The organism is Paenibacillus barcinonensis (assembly GCF_003217495.1).
Classification (GTDB): Bacteria; Bacillota; Bacilli; order Paenibacillales; family Paenibacillaceae; genus Paenibacillus; species Paenibacillus barcinonensis.
The window spans coordinates 222,455-240,447 of record NZ_QJSW01000005.1 but is presented as its reverse complement, the minus strand read 5'-3'; the positions used below and the strand labels follow the sequence as shown (position 1 = coordinate 240,447).

General features: G+C 47.0%; 15 protein-coding genes. 7 read left to right on the top strand and 8 right to left on the bottom strand.

The genetic code is table 11. The features are described 5' to 3' along the window. Positions 1–286: 286 nt before the first annotated feature. On the bottom strand, positions 287–580 hold the full coding sequence (locus DFQ00_RS10390) for an antitoxin Xre/MbcA/ParS toxin-binding domain-containing protein (protein ID WP_110896407.1): 294 nt from the start codon (positions 578–580) through the stop codon (positions 287–289). Positions 581–731: 151 nt separating this feature from the next. Between DFQ00_RS10390 and DFQ00_RS10385 the strand changes: the two genes are divergently transcribed. Continuing rightward, entirely contained in the window at positions 732–1,796 is a 1,065-nt protein-coding gene (locus tag DFQ00_RS10385) for a suppressor of fused domain protein (protein ID WP_110896558.1), read from the top strand. 182 nt (positions 1,797–1,978) lie between these two features. Beyond that, the gene (locus tag DFQ00_RS10380) at positions 1,979–2,779 is read left to right on the top strand and encodes a hypothetical protein (protein ID WP_244213768.1); all 801 of its coding nucleotides are present in this window, start codon (positions 1,979–1,981) and stop codon (positions 2,777–2,779) included. A gap of 71 nt (positions 2,780–2,850) precedes the next feature. Here DFQ00_RS10380 and DFQ00_RS10375 read toward each other — a convergent pair whose 3' ends face one another. Further along, positions 2,851–4,602: an ABC transporter ATP-binding protein gene (locus DFQ00_RS10375; protein WP_110896405.1), complete on the bottom strand. Its 1,752-nt coding sequence runs from the start codon at positions 4,600–4,602 to the stop codon at positions 2,851–2,853. 212 nt (positions 4,603–4,814) lie between these two features. On the opposite strand from DFQ00_RS10375, the gene DFQ00_RS10370 reads away from it, so the two are divergent. The 3 genes from DFQ00_RS10370 (at position 4,815) to DFQ00_RS10360 (ending at position 9,784) form a co-directional block, all read left to right on the top strand. After that, complete coding sequence (locus DFQ00_RS10370) at positions 4,815–6,191, top strand: ABC transporter permease (RefSeq protein ID WP_244213790.1); 1,377 nt, start codon at positions 4,815–4,817, stop codon at positions 6,189–6,191. Positions 6,192–6,203: 12 nt separating this feature from the next. Further along, positions 6,204–7,718 carry an ABC transporter permease gene (locus DFQ00_RS10365; RefSeq protein WP_110896403.1) on the top strand — a complete coding sequence of 505 codons (1,515 nt, stop codon included), beginning with the start codon at positions 6,204–6,206 and terminating at the stop codon, positions 7,716–7,718. A gap of 245 nt (positions 7,719–7,963) precedes the next feature. After that, complete coding sequence (locus DFQ00_RS10360; RefSeq protein WP_110896402.1) at positions 7,964–9,784, top strand: ABC transporter substrate-binding protein; 1,821 nt, start codon at positions 7,964–7,966, stop codon at positions 9,782–9,784. 606 nt (positions 9,785–10,390) lie between these two features. Here the strand turns inward: DFQ00_RS10360 and DFQ00_RS10350 are convergent. The 5 genes from DFQ00_RS10350 to DFQ00_RS10330 all read right to left on the bottom strand — a co-directional run bounded on the left by DFQ00_RS10350 (position 10,391) and on the right by DFQ00_RS10330 (position 14,576). After that, positions 10,391–11,128: a cyclase family protein gene (locus DFQ00_RS10350; protein WP_110896400.1), complete on the bottom strand. Its 738-nt coding sequence runs from the start codon at positions 11,126–11,128 to the stop codon at positions 10,391–10,393. 308 nt (positions 11,129–11,436) lie between these two features. Then, positions 11,437–12,153 (bottom strand): expansin EXLX1 family cellulose-binding protein, encoded by a 717-nt coding sequence (locus DFQ00_RS10345; RefSeq protein ID WP_110896399.1) that lies wholly within the window; start codon positions 12,151–12,153, stop codon positions 11,437–11,439. A gap of 190 nt (positions 12,154–12,343) precedes the next feature. Beyond that, the gene (locus DFQ00_RS10340; protein ID WP_110896398.1) at positions 12,344–13,549 is read right to left on the bottom strand and encodes a cation:proton antiporter; all 1,206 of its coding nucleotides are present in this window, start codon (positions 13,547–13,549) and stop codon (positions 12,344–12,346) included. A gap of 3 nt (positions 13,550–13,552) precedes the next feature. Continuing rightward, complete coding sequence (locus DFQ00_RS10335) at positions 13,553–14,059, bottom strand: cation:proton antiporter regulatory subunit (protein WP_110896397.1); 507 nt, start codon at positions 14,057–14,059, stop codon at positions 13,553–13,555. After that, complete coding sequence (locus DFQ00_RS10330; RefSeq protein WP_110896396.1) at positions 14,049–14,576, bottom strand: GreA/GreB family elongation factor; 528 nt, start codon at positions 14,574–14,576, stop codon at positions 14,049–14,051. Before DFQ00_RS10330 ends, DFQ00_RS10335 begins: the two co-directional genes overlap by 11 nt. Positions 14,577–14,966: 390 nt before the next feature. Between DFQ00_RS10330 and gdhA the strand changes: the two genes are divergently transcribed. Then, complete coding sequence (gene gdhA, locus DFQ00_RS10325) at positions 14,967–16,352, top strand: NADP-specific glutamate dehydrogenase (RefSeq protein ID WP_174812146.1); 1,386 nt, start codon at positions 14,967–14,969, stop codon at positions 16,350–16,352. Positions 16,353–16,488: 136 nt separating this feature from the next. Here the strand turns inward: gdhA and DFQ00_RS10320 are convergent, their stop codons facing one another. After that, a complete protein-coding gene (locus tag DFQ00_RS10320) occupies positions 16,489–16,926 on the bottom strand; it encodes a GNAT family N-acetyltransferase (protein WP_110896395.1) in 438 nt (145 codons plus the stop codon). Positions 16,927–17,115: 189 nt separating this feature from the next. On the opposite strand from DFQ00_RS10320, the gene DFQ00_RS10315 reads away from it, so the two are divergent. Further along, positions 17,116–17,967 (top strand): pentapeptide repeat-containing protein, encoded by an 852-nt coding sequence (locus DFQ00_RS10315; RefSeq protein WP_110896394.1) that lies wholly within the window; start codon positions 17,116–17,118, stop codon positions 17,965–17,967. Positions 17,968–17,993: the final 26 nt, after the last annotated feature.

Below are 17,993 nucleotides of genomic sequence, written 5' to 3'. Positions count from 1 at the left end.
TTTCGAAATAGTTTTTGGTCTTTCATCGTTTAAGAGCAGCTCAAAAACAGAGCAGAAAACAAGAAAAACCTAAACTCAGGGTAAAATGGCACCAGAAAAAAAGGGCCTTCATTTCACCATCAGTTTAGGTTTTGCCTGTCTTCACAGTTACAATCCATCAAAAGATGTTATAACATATTCTGTTGTTTTGCTCTTGTGATGTAAGCGTAACACATTTATTTTGTAAAATCAAATTCACCAAAACAAGTCGATTCAGGTCTCACTCAGCCTCATCTAACAACCAATATTAACGTGGCATTTGCATAATTGCTACCCTAAGCGCGTTACCTCCTTCGAGCGTTTCCAAATAACTTGCAGGACTTTGGTCCCCCAGAGCCGGAACCTTTTTGTCCATCCACTTGAACACATAGTCCTCCATTTCACACAAAAGCACCTTGCTTATATCATCTGGAATTCCTTTTAATCGCGCGTCTGCTTTCCATTCATTCGGTACTCGGGTATACCATTCGTCAAACAGACGGATGAAGGAGTCCCAGTGCTCCTGTATAAATGCAGATGAATAAGTATCTTTCATACTCATGTAACATTCCTGCCTTTCCTAGGAGATGTGCCCCGCTGGTCCTATCTCACATAATTCAGCCTAAAGCTCCTTGCAACCATTATTGTAACGATTACACTTAATTTTAAATAATCTTCAGGCCAAAGAACAATCAGGGAGGAATGGAATGATTATGTCACATGAAGAAAATACATCCGGCTGGGATGCAATTGATCAGGCATTGCAACAATTATACGGAGAACAAGAGCCTCAGCATTACGGCACTGCCATTCCCTATATGCTTGGCGGACCCGATCCCTTGGATGGCATCAGCGCCTACGCGGTCGATACCCCCATGCCGCACTGGCATTTTGTTACGTATGGCTTTTCGGAGCTCTATGACAAAGAGGCCGAGGATGCGTCACGCAGCGGATATGGATTTGAGCTGACGTTTCGCCTGACACGCGCAGCGGATGAAACGCAGCCCCCGGCATGGGCACTAAATCTGCTACAGAACATGGGACGTTATGTGTTCAGCAGCGGTAATCTGTTCCAGCCTGGCGATTATCTGGATGCGAATGGCCCCATCTGTCTTAACTCCGATACACTGCTGACTGCACTTGCCTTCGTAGAAGACCCGGACTTACCTGAACAGATGACCCCTAACGGTGCAGTGCAGTTCATTCAAATGGTTGGCATAACGTGCAGGGAACTTGAGATGATCCAGAGCTGGAATACCCGCGGTTTTCTGGCCGCTTGTGAAAGCTATATGCCCAAGTATGTCACCGATTTGATGAGAAACTCTTGCGCAGATATTCCTTCCGTGATCCAGGCGACTGAACGTGGCATTGCATTGGACGGTTCAAGCACAGCCATTTTATTCATACAACAGCTAGGCTGGGAACCTGCACGCAAAAAACTGTTACAGAAAAATATCCCCGCCAAGCTTGTGTTGGGCGCCCAGCAGGCTACACTTCTATGCAGCATTCTCCGCAGTCGAATCGCCAAAAAAGCGACCTTGTCCCTGATCGGAACTGACGTCAATATCATCTTTGAAGCCGGTGACCAGCCGTCTATCATGGAAACAGAGCGAGAAGTGAGGCTGATTGTCAATCAGCAGGCGGTCGATGAACTAACAGGTCAGCTCCGTCCGCACGCTTGTTCCTTTGAGCTCCCTTCACTGGATAAGCTTCAGATCGAAATTGTGCCAACACAGATTAAGGATCAAGAAGGCAACGTGATCAAAACGATTGGATAACCAACATATCCATAAGCTTCAGCCGGTTCATTCTCCAAAATAATCGGTTCGCAATCCGGCTCAATTGCTGTTTCAAGAACTCATCCATTGTCTTATTTATAGGAGAGAACTGTCATCAAAGCTTAAAGCACATTATACAAAGAGAGAACGCACACACATCATCTCAGGAGGGTCTTATGTCTATGATCAAAAAAAACGCTTTACTCGCCATGCTCATTATGATGATGCTTGTTGCCGTTGCTTGCGGAAACAAAGCAGATAACACGGCAAAATCCAATGAGTCCACTACAGCAGAAACGACAACTGCAGGCACCGATAATGCTGCATCCCAAACCGATGATATGCACAAAACCGACGAAGCTGGTACAGACAGCACCGACACATCCAGCGAAAATAACAAAGCATCCGATGATACATCCAAAGTAGAGCTGGGCACAACTCAGAAGGGCTCATACACCAATGATTATTTCGGCGTATCGTTGAAATTCCCGGAATCATGGGAGTATGAGGATGTGCAAGGCATGAACAAGCTAACTAACGCCGCTTCCGATGACATTGCAGGTAACGATGAGAAAAAGAAAAAACAGATCGAGCTGTCTCAAGCCAAAACACTGAATCTGCTTATGGCATCACAATACCCGCTGGATGGAAGTAAGGCCGGTCCTTCCGCGATGGCTATTGCCGAAAAAGTCAACTTATTGCAAGGTATTTTTACAGGGAAAGACTACTTGAAAGCCACGAAGAGGTTTATGGAAGAAAGCAACTTCCCTTATGAATACAAAGATTTCACAACGGAGACCATCGGCGGCAAAAAGATGGATCTAATGCAGATTACGATGGATGCAGGCAATGGCACGACCCTTACCCAGGATTACTACAGCACCATCATTGGGGGGTATGCATTTAACTTTATTTTCACTTACCTCGATGAACAAACAAAAACAGAGATCGACACCATCAAAAAGTCGATTCAATTCAAATAAAACAAAAAAACTCGGTGAGTGATCTGTACAGATCATGCCGAGGCTCTTTGTTTTCCACATGAAACAACCACTTAACCTGACATAGCCACCCAATGTCCTTCCTTCACCTCAACCCATCGGGATTGCTCCAGATGATATCGGTCTCCTGTGTCTACACCTTCCTTGTCTTGCTCACCCGTAGCGACACGAGGCTTATTCTTCTCCACAGCAGGATCAGGAACCGGGATAGCCGACAGCAACGCCTGGGTATACGGATGTTGCGGATTGTTGTATAGTTCTTCACTTTCGGCCAGCTCTACAATTTTGCCGTTATACATGACAGCGACCCGATCACTGATATGTTTCACCATCGAGAGATCATGTGCGATAAACAGATAGGTTAATCCCAGACGCTGCTGCAGCTCTTCGAGCAACTGCACAATCTGTGCCTGGATCGAGACATCCAGTGCCGACAACGGCTCGTCGCAAACAATAAACTCCGGCTCAACGGCCAGAGCTCTGGCAATACCGATTCGTTGACGCTGTCCACCCGAGAACTCATGCGGATATCGCTGTGCATGGGATGGATCGAGGCCCACCATCTCTAGCAGTTCCTCAACCCTTTTTTCCCGCTGTTCGGCATTGCCCGCAAGCTGATGAATATCGAGGGCCTCACCGATGATATCTATAATTCTCATTTTGGGATTAAGAGAAGCATACGGGTCCTGAAAAATAATTTGCATATGTCTTCGCATTGTTTTCATCTCGGCAGGTGTGAGTCGCTGTAATGGGATGCCCTTGAACAACACGTCACCGCCCGTTGGCTCATGTAAACGTAAAATTGCCCGCCCCGTGGTTGATTTGCCGCTGCCCGACTCCCCCACAACGCCAAGAGTCTCCCCTTGACGGATATGAAAGCTGATATCGTTCACGGCTTTTAACGTATTGCCCTTGCCGAGATTAAAATGTTGTTTAAGCGATCTGACTTCCAGCAACGGCTGGTCGTCATGTACATCTTGTTGAACCAGAGAAGCCGGTTTCGGCTTTTTCTTCTCGTCCAAACGTGGTAATGCGTTCAGCAAACGGATCGTATACGGATGCTTCGGATTCGCAAAGATTTCCTCCGTAGTTCCAGACTCGACGATCTCTCCTTCTTTCATCACGACAACACGGTCACACATCCCCGCAACGACACCCAGATCATGTGTAATGAGAATAATGGATGTGCCCAGCTGGTCCTGCATATCCTTCATCAGGTTCAGAATTTGAGCCTGAATCGTTACATCCAGAGCCGTTGTCGGTTCATCGGCAATCAGCAGTTCAGGACGACATGCAAGAGCAATACCAATCATCACCCGCTGACGCATCCCCCCGGAAAATTCATGGGGATATTGGTTGTAGCGTATCGCACTTTGTTTGATGCCCACCCGCTCCATCATGGCAATGGCCTGCTTTTTGGCTTCCCTTTTGGACAGCTTCTGATGTTTGATCAGACTCTCCGAGATTTGTTGTCCCACTTTAATGGTCGGATTAAGCGAACTCATCGGATCTTGAAAGATCATGCCGATGTCCCGGCCGCGAATATGTTCCATTTCCTTTTGTGTTTTCCCGGCAAGATCCACACCTTTAAACCAAATTTCACCCGACTTCATCTGTGAGGGAGGTGAGGCGAGCAGTCTCATAATAGAACGTGCGGTTACACTTTTACCACTGCCCGATTCCCCGACGATGCCTAACGTTTCGCCTTTCTGCAGTTCGAAGCTAACCCGCTTGACCGCCTGAAATTCACTCTCTCCCGTGTAAAAAGAGACCGACAAATCATTCACTTGCAGCAAAGGTTCCACGTCTACACCATTCCTTTCATACCCGTTCCATCATTTTATATGTATACAATTCCACACCTTGACATTTAAACAGCCTCTCCATAATATATACTATATTGATCGGAATAATGCAATTAATCTTCGGCGAAAGGAGGTATTACCGTTTGACTGCTGGAGTAAATAGCCGAAGCACCTCACGTTTGGCAACACATCTGAGCTTCATTTATGGCAAAATGCTGCTTCATCCCGTTTATCGCTATGTACTGCTGCTTCTGGGTTTACCGATAAACCTGATCGTTTATCTGATCTGGCGCTCTGATCGCAAGCAGGATGAATGGGGAACGGTCCGGCAGCAGGTCGAACAAGAGCTGCGAAGCACCTCCTACCTTGAGAGCAAGCGTCTGGAGCTTGAAGAGCAATTAAGAAGAAAACATCGGTTCTTCAAGCAGGAGGTCAGTGAAGCCTCGTTCGACCAGCAGCTCCGCAACTGGCTTGAGGAAACGTTTGAGAAGGAGCTACAGGAACGAACGGCGCGTGAACTTGAAAAACAAGGACGATACCGCCTTGAAATGCAAGATACATTCGGTCAGTTGCTTGCGAAACCCTGGTTCATGATTTTATCTATCCTTCCAGGTTGTCTGATGTACCTCATCCTGTTTCTATACGGTAATGCGTATCTCAAGTACATATTTGAAAGAGTGCTCATGACAATCTTTGTCATTCTGGGTGTGGCAACACTTGTATTCACAATTTTGTACCTGTCTCCGTTTAACCCGGCAGCCAACATTCTTGGTGTAACAGCGACTCAGGAGCAGATTGCAGCGTTTAATCATGTGTATGGTCTGGATCAGCCTTATCTGACTCAGCTGTGGAACAATATCAAGGGTGTCGCCATGTTTGATCTCGGCAAATCTTTTGCGGGAAACGAGAACGTAACAGCCACGATTGCCCGAAAGTTTCCCATTACACTGACTCTCGCCGTGATATCGCTGCTGCTGGCACTGGTTATCGCTCTACCTATCGGAATTATATCGGCGATCAGGCCCAATTCCTGGTTTGACTACACGTTTATGTTCATCGCCCTGATCGGATTATCCATCCCGAACTTCTGGCAGGGACTCATCTTCATCCTGAATTTCTCGATTAAAATGCAATGGCTTCCCGCCACCTTTAATCCGCAGAACTGGCTGTCCATGATTATGCCGGTCATCGTGCTTGGTACAGGACTCACGGCTGCCGTGGCCCGAATGACACGCTCCTCCACGCTGGAGGTCATTCATGAGGATTACGTCATGACCGCTCGGGCCAAAGGATTAAGCGAACGTCAGGTCATGCTGAGACACGCCGTGCGCAACGCTTTGATTCCGATTATTACAGTCGTAGGGCTTCAATTCGGAGCTATGCTGGGCGGGGCAGCAGTAACGGAAAAGGTATTCAACATTAGCGGACTAGGCAGTTACATTGTAGATAAACAATTCATTCCTGATATTCCGAGTATTATGGGCGGAGTTATCTACACAGCGATCACCATCTCTATTGTGAATGTTGTGGTTGACCTGTTTTACGCGTTTATTGATCCAAGGGTCCGCTCCAAAATGAAACAATATTAAAGCAGGTGTACTATGAAAAAATCAGGCTCCTTCACACAGGAAAAACGCTTCCGGCTCAAGTCCTCACAAGAATACAGTCAGGCAAGCTTTGCATGGATTACTTCGGGGCTGTTGACCCTGCTGCTGTTAATCAACAGTTATGACTGGAGCGAGCAGACCCTCCAGCCTGTATTAGCCGGAATGACTGGCGTATATCTGTTCTTCACGCTGATGCAAGGTCTGCTGGTCCTTCTAATCAGACAAAACCTGATACAGCATGGCACGGTAACACCTTTGACACGCAGGCTGGCCTGGGTGCAAACGCTGGCCGCTTTTACAGGCAATATCTTTATCGTCACTGCGGCTCTGCATTTGATCCGGAAACGGAAAAGCATTGAATATACGTTTGCCGTATATACGCTGCTAACCCAGCTGTTTGTGATCGGTGTATCGGCACTCAATGTGTTCAAGCCTTATGTTGCCGATACCTTTCTGCCGTCCATGGCGGTGCTCTTATGTATCCTTGTTATTGATCTGATCGTGCTGATCCTCCTATCCCGGTATGATGCGGCTTCACCTCTCCCTCGCTGGATGACGGTTGTAGGTTTGGTGATGATCATTAGCGTGATTACAGGCAATCTGTTCGCTCTGCTGCTTGGCATATCTATCCTTCGTCGGTTGCGCAGACAAGGAAAACAGGGAACAAATTTCTGGAATGATCTGTGGGAGCGCCTTGCTCCGAATATGACAGCAATGTCAGGACTTTTTTTCATCATCTTCCTGTTCTCGATCTCGATCTGCAGCTTCTTTACGTTTGACTACAGCATGGCTGTAGAAAACAACTATGGAGCTCTGCTTCAGCCGCCTTCTCTGGCTTATCCGCTGGGAACGGATGACTTCGGCCGATGTTTGTTTTCAAGAATCGTCTTCGGGGCCCGGATATCCTTGATCGTCGGTTTTATGTCAACACTGATTCCGGTTGTAATTGGCGGAGCACTGGGGGCCTTCTCGGGATTCTATGGAAGACATACGGATAACATCATCATGCGCCTGCTGGATATTCTGTATGCCATACCGGGCATTCTGCTCGCCATCGCGATCATTGCCGCTTTCGGTGCAAACACGGTGAATCTGATTATCGCGCTGAGTCTGGGCTCCATTCCTACGTATGCACGAACGATGCGGGCCAGTGTGCTTTATGTATCCACATTTGAGTTTGTCGAAGCGGCGCGTGCCCTAGGGTATAGCAATCGTACGATTATTTTCAAACATATCATTCCCAATGCACTGGCACCGATGATTATCAAATCCACACTCACGATTGGAGGGGCCGTCATTGCAACCAGCAGCTTGAGTTACCTTGGACTTGGTGTAGAGCCGCACATTCCCGAATGGGGCAACATTCTGAAGCTGGGTAGCACCTATCTGGAGACTCATTCATATCTGGCGATCTACCCCGGGCTGGCAATTATTCTGCTTGTGCTTTCGTTTAACTTTCTCGGTGACGGATTACGGGATGCACTTGATCCCAAGCTGGAGAAGGCGTGACGATAAATTTATTCAGTTGAACTAAAAAAGTAATTTACACGGGACACTCCGATGACAGAATAACCTTCCAATCGCTGTTATCCCCAGATTTTTTTGATTCCCCTTTCTAAAGGGGAAAATCCGGTGATAAAGGCGACCGCTCCGCTTTTCCAGGTTTTTTCTGTCCTCTCCGTTTTTTGTGTAAATGAAATAGTTCAAAAAAAAAATCATACATCACATCTATAAACATAATGGAGGGTAATTTCATGAAAAAACGTACACTTGTCGCCTTGCTGCTCATTCTTGTGCTTGTGATCTCCGGCTGCAATGTGAAAACAAAGACCGAATCCCAGGAGGAGAACAAACCTTCCGATACTACGGAGACTGCACCAAAATCAGTAGACATCGAACTGCTCGCTATGAGTTCTTCCGAGAATGATGTCAACATCATCCGTGACCAGCTGACCAAGAACGGCTTCAATGTGAAGCTGAATCTGCAGCCGGATTACGGCAGCTTCAAATCTCAGCAGGACGCCGGAAACTATGATATCGCCGTGTCCAGCTGGACAACGGTAACGGGCAATCCAGACTATGCGGTTCGCTCTCTTTTCAAAACAGGCGGGGATTACAGCATCCTTGCGGATCAAGAGATTGACAAGCTGATTGATCAGGCCGCAACACAGACACCGGACGAATACAAAGAAACGTATAAGCAGCTGGAGGATCGTTTGGTTACGGATCAGGCATACATTGCCCCACTCTATATCTCTCTGAAAAGTCAGGCTGTAAACAAGAATATTCTGAATGTGGATACCGTTCGCTTGTCCAAATCTCGTGCACTGGCTTGGGAGCCGATTGAATTCAAGGACAGCTCCAAAAACAGTAAAGACCCTTTGATTCTGACACAGGCTGCATCCGTGCTGACTTCCCTTGATCCGATCAAAGGAAACGACGGTTCGATCAACCAGATCAATACAAACATGTATGTACGTCTGGTGAATCTGACCGATGATGATCAGCTGACACCTGATGGATCACTCTCACGTAATTTTACGATTGCAGATGGTAATTCCGAGTATTATTTTGTGCTTCGTGACGACATCAATTTTGCCAAAATCGAGAACAAAAAAGCCGTCGATACAGGTGAGCGTGTAGGCGCAGATGACGTGATCTTCTCGCTTGACCGTGCCAAAAATAAAGATTCCGTGCCGGATCACCGCACATACAGTCTGCATGAGCATATCAAGCAGGCAGAACTCGTAACAGATCTGAGCGCACTGGAATCAGTGAAACAATCCGGGGGCAGCGGAACTGTTCTCGAAGCGCTGAATAAAGGCCTGGATAGCGACATCAAGGAGCTGGTGAGCGATAAAACTCAGGCGAATAACGGTGCTGGAAAATATCAGGTCGTTAAGGTGACTACCACTGAGCCGTTCCCGCAAGTGCTGAATTATCTGGCGCACCAATCCGCTGGTATCGTATCCAAGAAACAAGTGGAAAGCATCAATACGTATGACGTCGCATCCTTCGATGTAAACAAGGATATCCCTTATGGCGATCAGAACACCGTAACCGAAGGTGCAAGCTACAACAACACGCTGTATACCAGCGGCCCTTACATTCTTTCTTATAAAAATGACTATGAAGGTGTCTTCCTGAAAAATCCGGGATACCGTAAAGGCTCAGACTTCGCACCGAAGATTGATCAAGTAAACATGCGTTTCATCGCAGATGCCGACAGCGCCCTGTCTGCCCTTCGCAGCAGTGAAATTCACCTGTACTACGGCGTGCCTGAAACGAAATATGACATCATCCAGAGTGACAGCAAATTGCAGCTGCAGAGCATTCCAAGCAATGCCGTATCCTATCTGCTGTTTAATACGGCTAACCGTGAAGTGTCCAAGAGCAGTGATCTGAGAAAAGCCGTGCTGTATTCCATTAATCAGGATGAGATTCTGCAATTCTACAAAAACAACAAGATCAAGGCTTACTCCACTGTTAGCCCGCTCGTACAAACCGGGAATGAACTCAAGGCTGATCCGGCCAAAGTGAAGGAATTCCTGAGCAAGTATAACGCGTCCAAATAATCCTTACTGTTAAAAGGCTGTCACCCATGGATCTTCTTCCGATCCTGGTGGCAGCCTTCTGTATTTATACTATGCAAACTATTCAAAAACACCAAATCTTCAGAGTCCGGTTTTATTGGAAATGGATTTAAAGTACATACGCTGTACAGCAGGCATCCAGGTTACGATCTGGATAAGTTACGTTTGTGAGACCATTTTCTCACAAACGCAACACTCTTCCTGTGCTCCATTTCACGAATTGAAATTCGCTGATCATGAGAAGGTAAAACTTGATAAAAGAACGTATGTTCGGTATAATGTTTATATACACTAAATGAGCGAGGCACAATGCGATGGATGACAAATTTATTAAAGAATTGCGTAGAATTAGCCGCGACGACAGACGCCGATCCGAGTTCATGATTCAAGGCTTGAAGGAAACATTGCAGGAACGCAAAGAAGAAGGGGTATTTAAACGCTGGTTGCGACGGCGAAAGATCAGGAAGAGTATTTCTGAACGATTTAGCCCGGATTCCTCATCAAGTCACAAGCAATAGATTATAAACAAATAGGAGGCTCGATAAGCCTCCCCGGATTTACTACATATATTTAAGTATATATAGATGATTAGGGCAAAATGGCAAATGAACGCACTGGAAACCCGGATGCTTTCTCCGCTTTGGGTACAATGTTAAAGATGACAGCACCTTTGGCAGGGACCTGATCCAGATTCGTTAACAGTTCTACCTGATATGTATCCTGAGCAAGCACATAATACTCGGCCAGAAGAGCCCCATTCTTTTGATAATCTACAGCAGCGTCCGTATCAAACGTTTCGTGTCCGATTGCTTTAATGTTCCGTTCTTCAAACAGGAAAGTCAGTGCAGCAACAGACCATCCCGGTGCATGGCAGTTCCCGTCAGCATCCTTATTGTCAAAGTCTTCATGGCTCGGCCAGCGCTTGCTCCAGTCCGTCCGCAGGGCTACGAAGCTGCCTGCTTCAATCTTGCCGTGTTCTCTTTCGAATTCAATGATATGATCGACTTCCAAGGTAAAATCAGGGTTGCTCTTCACGGCAGCAGACTGATCAATCACCACCAGCGGCAGCACAAGTTCTTTGAGTCCCAGCTCATCCAGATAACGCGTATCACGTACAAAATGAATCGGGGCATCCATATGAGTGCCGTACTGACCAGGGAACTTGAAGCTCTGAGCGAAGAAGCCTTGATCATGGTTAAACAGCGTATCAAACTGCGCAGCATCAAACGCCGAGAAGTGCGGAGATGCCGGACCGAAGGTATGGGTCAAGTCTACCCACTTCTTTTCTTTTAACAGCTGAATGGCTTGAATGAGTTCATTAGTCATCCGTTTCACCTCATATGCAGAATGGAAACAATTTCCCCAATTATATCGCAATGTTACACATTGGTGAACCTTCATCATGTTGCAATAACAAAAATCCTCATCACGTTGCAATAACAAAAATCAAAGCCTGATACTGCTTCGAATACAAGTGTGTTGTCTGATATGATGGCAAACGCTTCCTCATGGTTATTCTCCGTTTCCTTACACTCACCCAAATCAATGATATCACACATAAAAAAAAGCCGTACCATGTACGACTTTGTGTTACGGCGAGTCTATGACATGCTTCTTTTTATAACATATATCAATTAATCCGGGAACTGCACGTTCCCCGGTACGATGTATGCACCGCCTGATCCATCGTTTGGCAGGGCCGGAATGGTATCATACAGAACTTGACCCCGAATATCGGTGATCTGAATGCTCAATGCCTCCTTACCCAGCCCGGTACCAAGGAAATGGTTATAATCCTGTTTTTCGAGATTAAGCCATGTGCCATCCTTCTGCTTCACTTCAAACTTCAGCACTGGATACTTATGATGGCGAACCTGAATGGCTGCCCACCACTGACTGCTACCTTCCTTGATCCGATAAGACACATTCCCTTCAATCGGAGCTTTGACTACCTTCCAGCTAATATCAATTTTACCTGCCTGGGGATCACCGATCTGGTTAAACGCATTAGGCGAAAGGTCTAATGCCCCGCTGGCTCCTTCCGGGTAAAGATCCGTTACATAGACTACGGTTTTCCCTTTGGGTCCCTGCACTTCCAGGTAAGCTCCAGCCAAAGCAGCTTTGACCCCATTATAATTGAGTTGGTATGGATTGAGTGCGGTAATCTTCATGTTCGCCGGAATCGGGTCAAGCAGCACAGCACCACCTGAGTACCCGGAGCCTGTGTACGTGGCATATCCTTGATATGTATCATTCCAGGCAGCAGATGCGGGGAGAGCAAAAAAGACGAGACCGAGCAGCAGACCTGTGGCTGACCATCTGAGGCGTTGGAATTTACTTTTCTTGCTCATGGTCATTCCTCCTTATTCCTTCGAATTCTGTTAGCAAAAGACATCTGATAGCATAATTTTACATATATTTTAAAATTTTTAAATCCCTTTCTGCAAAATCACATCGAAAGTCCCGCTTTCAAGCACAATAAAAAAAGCGCCACACTTGGAAGATATCTATCTTTCCAGTCAAGTGTGACGCCGATCTTACTTATCCTGCTTCCTTTTGTTTGGTGCGATTTCTCATTCGTTCATAACGCGCGTAGAGCTTAGGAGATTCTTTGGTCAGAATTGGCCCAAGTACAGCGAGAATAAGCACATATAATACCGCAAAGGATTGAATGGAAGCCATGAGCCCTCCAGCTTTACCGATGTTAGCCATGATGATCGAGAACTCTCCGCGGGATACCAGTGTGAAGCCGACATTTAATGATGCCTTGGTCGAGACTCCAGCCATTTTCCCTGCAATCATGCCTGCACCAAAGTTGCTCACAATGGTCAGAACAACCGCAATCAAGGTCATGCCTACTGCTCCACCAAGGGAGGATGGATCAATTGTGAGGCCAAAACTGAAGAAAAACAGGGCACCAAAAAAGTCTTTAAACGGCATAATCTGCTGCTCAATCCGGCTGACATGTCTGGATTCACCAAGCACAAGTCCAATCATTAGCGCCCCGATGGCCTCAGCTACATGTAGAGTCTCCGAGAAACCAGCCACCAGGAAAAGCAGTGTCATGATGGTCAGCAGAAATAACTCCGATGACTTGATATTCAGCGCCTTATCTATATATTTAATACTCTTCCTGCCGATAATCAGGAACAGCACAATAAACAGCAAAGCAGACAGCGATACCAGCAGCACACTTCCCAGTGAAGTCGCCCCGCTAAGCACAAGTCCAGTCAGAATGGAGATGTGAATCGCAATGAACAAGTCATCAAACATAATCATACCCATAATAATTTCAGTCTCGGGATTAGCCGTTCGTTTCAGATCTACGAGCACCTTGGCTACGATAGCGGTTGAAGAACTCGTCATAATACCGCACACAACCATCGTTTCCTGAAGGGGCAGATTCATAAACCAGCCCAGCAGCAGTCCTGATACAAAATTCAAGCCGACATAGAATATGCCACCCGTGAGAATCGCCTTCCCCGATTTTAACAACCGGGAGACCGAGAACTCCAGGCCCAAATAGAATAATAAAAATAAAATACCCAGCCTGCCCATAAATTCAATAAAAGACGAGCTTTCGATAAATCGTAAATCCACAATGCCAAACTGTGGTGCATGCGGTCCAACGGCCATACCAACCAGAATGTAAAATGGAATAACCGAAAATCGTAGTCGTGCAGATATTAATCCCGTAAGTGTAATCAGCGCAACGGCAACCCCCACTTCGAATATGAGCATATCCATACGCTACATCCGCCCATCGGTCAACCATTGTTTGAGCTGCTTGAGCTGTTCACGTTCACCTGCGACAACAATTGTTGCGCCACTCGTAAAAACGTACTCCGGCCCTGGATTAAATTGTTTTTCCTTCTCCTTGTCAACCGCAGCCAGAATAGCCACACCCGTCACCTGCCGAATATTCAGCTCCCCAATGGTCTTCCCCACACAAGCAGCATGAGGTTCGATGCGAAGCCACTCAATGAGCAGTCCTTCCAGCATGACTTCCCGTTCATTCTGGAACTGGGGTTTATACGTCATACCACCAACAATAGCCGCCACTGCTCTCGCTTCATCATCGTCAAGAGTTACAAGAGATACCATATCTCCAAGCTCTTCCGCATGCTCTCCTGACTCCATGTGGAACAGATCGCGACGCTCATCATTATGCACCACAATGACAAGATGCTCCCCGCTGCGGGTATGAAGCCAGTACTTGCGCCCAATACCTGGCAGATCCGTTTCTTTAAAATGCATGGTCTGCACCTCCCCGGGATGAGCCATGCAGAGAGTTGGCATCCGGTTCATCCAGTTGCTCAGGATGCTGCACCTGCTCCGAGTTTTGTTCCGAAGCCCATCCAATATTGGCAACACGTATCCTCATGGAACCCGAAGGGGTATAAATGGAGCGAATTTCGCCCTTCTCTCCGAGCAGCAGTTGACGCCCCACAGGAGAAAGAAATGAAATATGCCCCTCATCCGGGTCTGCTTCCTCTGGCATAACGATCATTAACGTATCTGATGTATGAAAATCAACATATTCGAGTTCAATTCGGCTGCCAATCAGCACAACAGAACCCAACCGTTCATCCGGCCCGGCAAGCAGCTGCTCCACCCGCTCTGTATATGCCATCAGTTGCTTATCCAACTGCACACGCTCAGGATTATGCACGTCAAAATAAGCGTCAAGAAATGTCCTTTTCTCTTCGCCCAGGGTCAACAGCTGACTTACCAGCTTTTCTCTGCGGTTGTCAAGTGGATTTCTACGGTTCATAGTAGATTTCACCTCCTATGCACGCCTTGTTCTCCACGTTGATTCGCTTGTTGTTACTCTTCATCATCCTGTTGTCCTCCTTCTTATAATAAAAGGGCCCCACTTGTGAGCCCTCCTTACCATCTTACCAAAATGAAATTATTAATCCAATCTATTCCGCTAACTTGGCGTTTTATTCTATAACCTGGGACTATTATCCACCTTTTCACGATATTCATTACATACTATGATAGATCCATAGAACATTTTAATTGGCTCATAAAAAACATTTTATGGATTTTCATCTCGTATTTTTATTTTCTTTCCTGTATATTTAACTACAAACTTTTATGCAATTTATACAAATAGGTATCTGCTGACTTTAACACGATAAAGGAGTGCATTGAAAAAGTGTCCACGATTACAAAAGAAACTTCAACTTCTCAAGCTACTACTGCCGCAGCGTATGTTCATTCCGTTTATGAATCGGTCATCGCAAGAAATCCGAACGAGAGCGAATTTCATCAGGCTGTCAAAGAAATCCTGGATTCACTGATCCCCGTCATTGAGGCACATCCCAAATACAGAAATCATAGTCTGTTAGAGCAGCTTGTTGAGCCAGAACGGGTAATCACGTTCCGTGTACCATGGGTAGATGACCAGGGCAAGGTACAGGTGAATCGCGGATTCCGGGTACAATTTAACAGCGCCATTGGCCCATACAAAGGCGGGCTTCGTTTCCACCCTTCGGTATACTCTGGCATTATTAAATTTTTGGGCTTTGAACAAATTTTCAAAAACGCATTGACTGGTCTGCCGATCGGTGGGGGCAAAGGCGGTTCTGACTTCGATCCCAAAGGTAAATCGGATCAGGAAGTGATGCGTTTCACGCAAAGTTTCATGACAGAGCTGTACAAATACATCGGTCCCGACGCAGACGTACCAGCAGGCGATATTGGTGTAGGCGCACGGGAAATCGGTTACATGTTCGGTCAATACAAACGTATTCGCGGAGGGCATGAAGCCGGTGTACTTACAGGCAAAGGCCTGCTCTATGGCGGAAGTCTCGCACGTAAAGAAGCAACGGGCTATGGCTGTGTATACTTCGTTAACGAAATGCTCGCCTCCAAGGGGCTCAGCTTCAAGGACAGCACCGTGGTTGTCTCCGGTTCCGGCAACGTATCCATCTATGCCATTCAGAAGGCACAGGAGCTTGGTGCTCGCGTCGTAGCATGCAGCGATTCCGGTGGTTACATTCATGATCCGCAAGGTATCAATCTGGATACAGTGAAACGCCTGAAAGAAGTGGAGCGTCTGCGGATTAGCGAATACGTCAAAGAACACCCGCACGCTACATATACTGAAGGCTTTGAAGGCATCTGGTCCATTCCTTGTGACATCGCTCTTCCATGTGCCACTCAGAACGAAATTGATGAACACGCTGCGGCCCTTTTGGTCAAAGGCGGCGTTAAAGCGATTGGTGAAGGTGCCAACATGCCTTCTACTCTGGCTGCGATTGATGTATTCCTTGGTGCTGGCGTACTGTTTGGTCCTGCCAAAGCGGCAAATGCAGGTGGCGTTGCCGTGTCTGCTCTTGAAATGTCACAGAACAGCATGCGGTTGTCCTGGACATTTGAAGAAGTTGACGCCAAGCTTCACGACATTATGAAAAACATCTACAAGAGCTGTGTCGAAGCTGCCGAAGAATACGGCTGCGAGGGCAACCTTTTGGCTGGTGCAAATATTGCAGGCTTCCTCAAGGTCGCTGATTCAATGATCGCTCAGGGTGTCGTGTAAGTTACTCTGCTGCGCATTGTTACGAAATAAATCCAAAAAAGCCTTTCCTTCGTTCCGTAGCTTCTCCAGGCTATCGTTTAAAGGGAAGGCTTTTTTATCTTAGCCAGTACTCCAATATGCAATGAACTCTGATCATTCAGTTATTTCGGGTCATGAACACATCTACTTCATCCTCATGATCTACGATAAATCCGAAACGTTCATACAAGCGCTGTGCAGGACTTCCTTGTAGCACATTCAGCGTTATACCCTTTCCCCTGACCTCTTCCTGTTCCAGCAGCAGATTAAGCACCTTCGTACCCAAGGACTTGCCCTGATACTTCGGATGAATATAGAAGTGCTCTAGCAAAAGCCCCCCTTCTACCGGTTTTAACGCCACACAGCCCATCAAGATGCCTTCCTGTTCCAAAATGTGTGTATGCTCCGGGTGGAACGTGTTGCGAAAACGCTCCCTGACCCTGATCTCGTCATATCGGCCCAAACGTGTCAAATCCTCACGCAGCACCAAAGCTCGTAAATCCGCCAGTTGCTCCGTGTCCGCTTGAACAGCCTGACGCACTTTTATTCTGTCCACCTTCTAACACCTCCATATGCAGTTCGTATTCTATCATAGTTACGCTTCGCATTGTCATTAGAAATGGGAGAAGATTAATCTCTCTTTTCAATTGAAGTGAATATCTGACAATGGTAAAGTGTTAGTGACCTTATGATATTCCTGAATATGAATTAAATTTGCTTTTATTCTGATAAGGAAGTGTGTATTTTGTCTAACGTATCATTCATTGGCAGCGAGAACCCTCATCTGCAAGCAGACTGTGAGCAGTGTTTCGGGCTCTGCTGTGTCGCCTTGCCTTATGGAAAATCTTCCGATTTTGCTTTTGACAAGGCCAGTGGCACGCCCTGTCCCAATCTGCGTGAGGATGATCGCTGCGGTATCCATACCCAGCTTCGCCAGAAAGGCTTCAAGGGCTGTACCGTCTATGATTGCTTTGGTGCGGGCCAGAAGCTGTCACAGGTGACGTATGCAGGCAGAAGCTGGCGAACCCACCCTCAATCGGCGCGGGAGATGTTTGACTGTCTGCCTGTTCTGCGTCAGATTCATGAGCTGATCAGTTATATGAGAGAGGTCTTGATGCGGCCAGATACGTCTTCGCTGCATACTGCTCTGGATGAAATCTATCCAGACGTAGCACGCTTGAGTGAGCTTGAGCCAGCAGCCTTGCTGCAGTTAGATATTACAAGTCATCGCGCAAACGTGAACGCCCTGTTGATTCAGGCGAGTGAGCGGGTACGGGGAAGCGCTCCGGCAGCTACGTCTGCTTCCAAGAAGTCCAAGACCAAAAAACACAGGGGTATGGACTTCCTAGGAGCCAATCTTCAGGGTGCCGATCTGCGAGGTGCCAGCTTCCGGGGCGCGCTTATGATCGCCGCTAACCTGCGTCATGCCGATGCTCGGAACGCGGATTGGATTGGAGCAGACCTGCGGGATACAGAGCTCGGTGGAGCCGATCTTCGCGGCGCAATCTTCCTGACACAGGCTCAGCTCAATGCAGCGAAGGGAGACACTGCTACACGGCTGCCTGAACATCTGCAGACACCCTCCCACTGGCGTTAAACAAATAGAGTGCCAAAAAGCTCGCC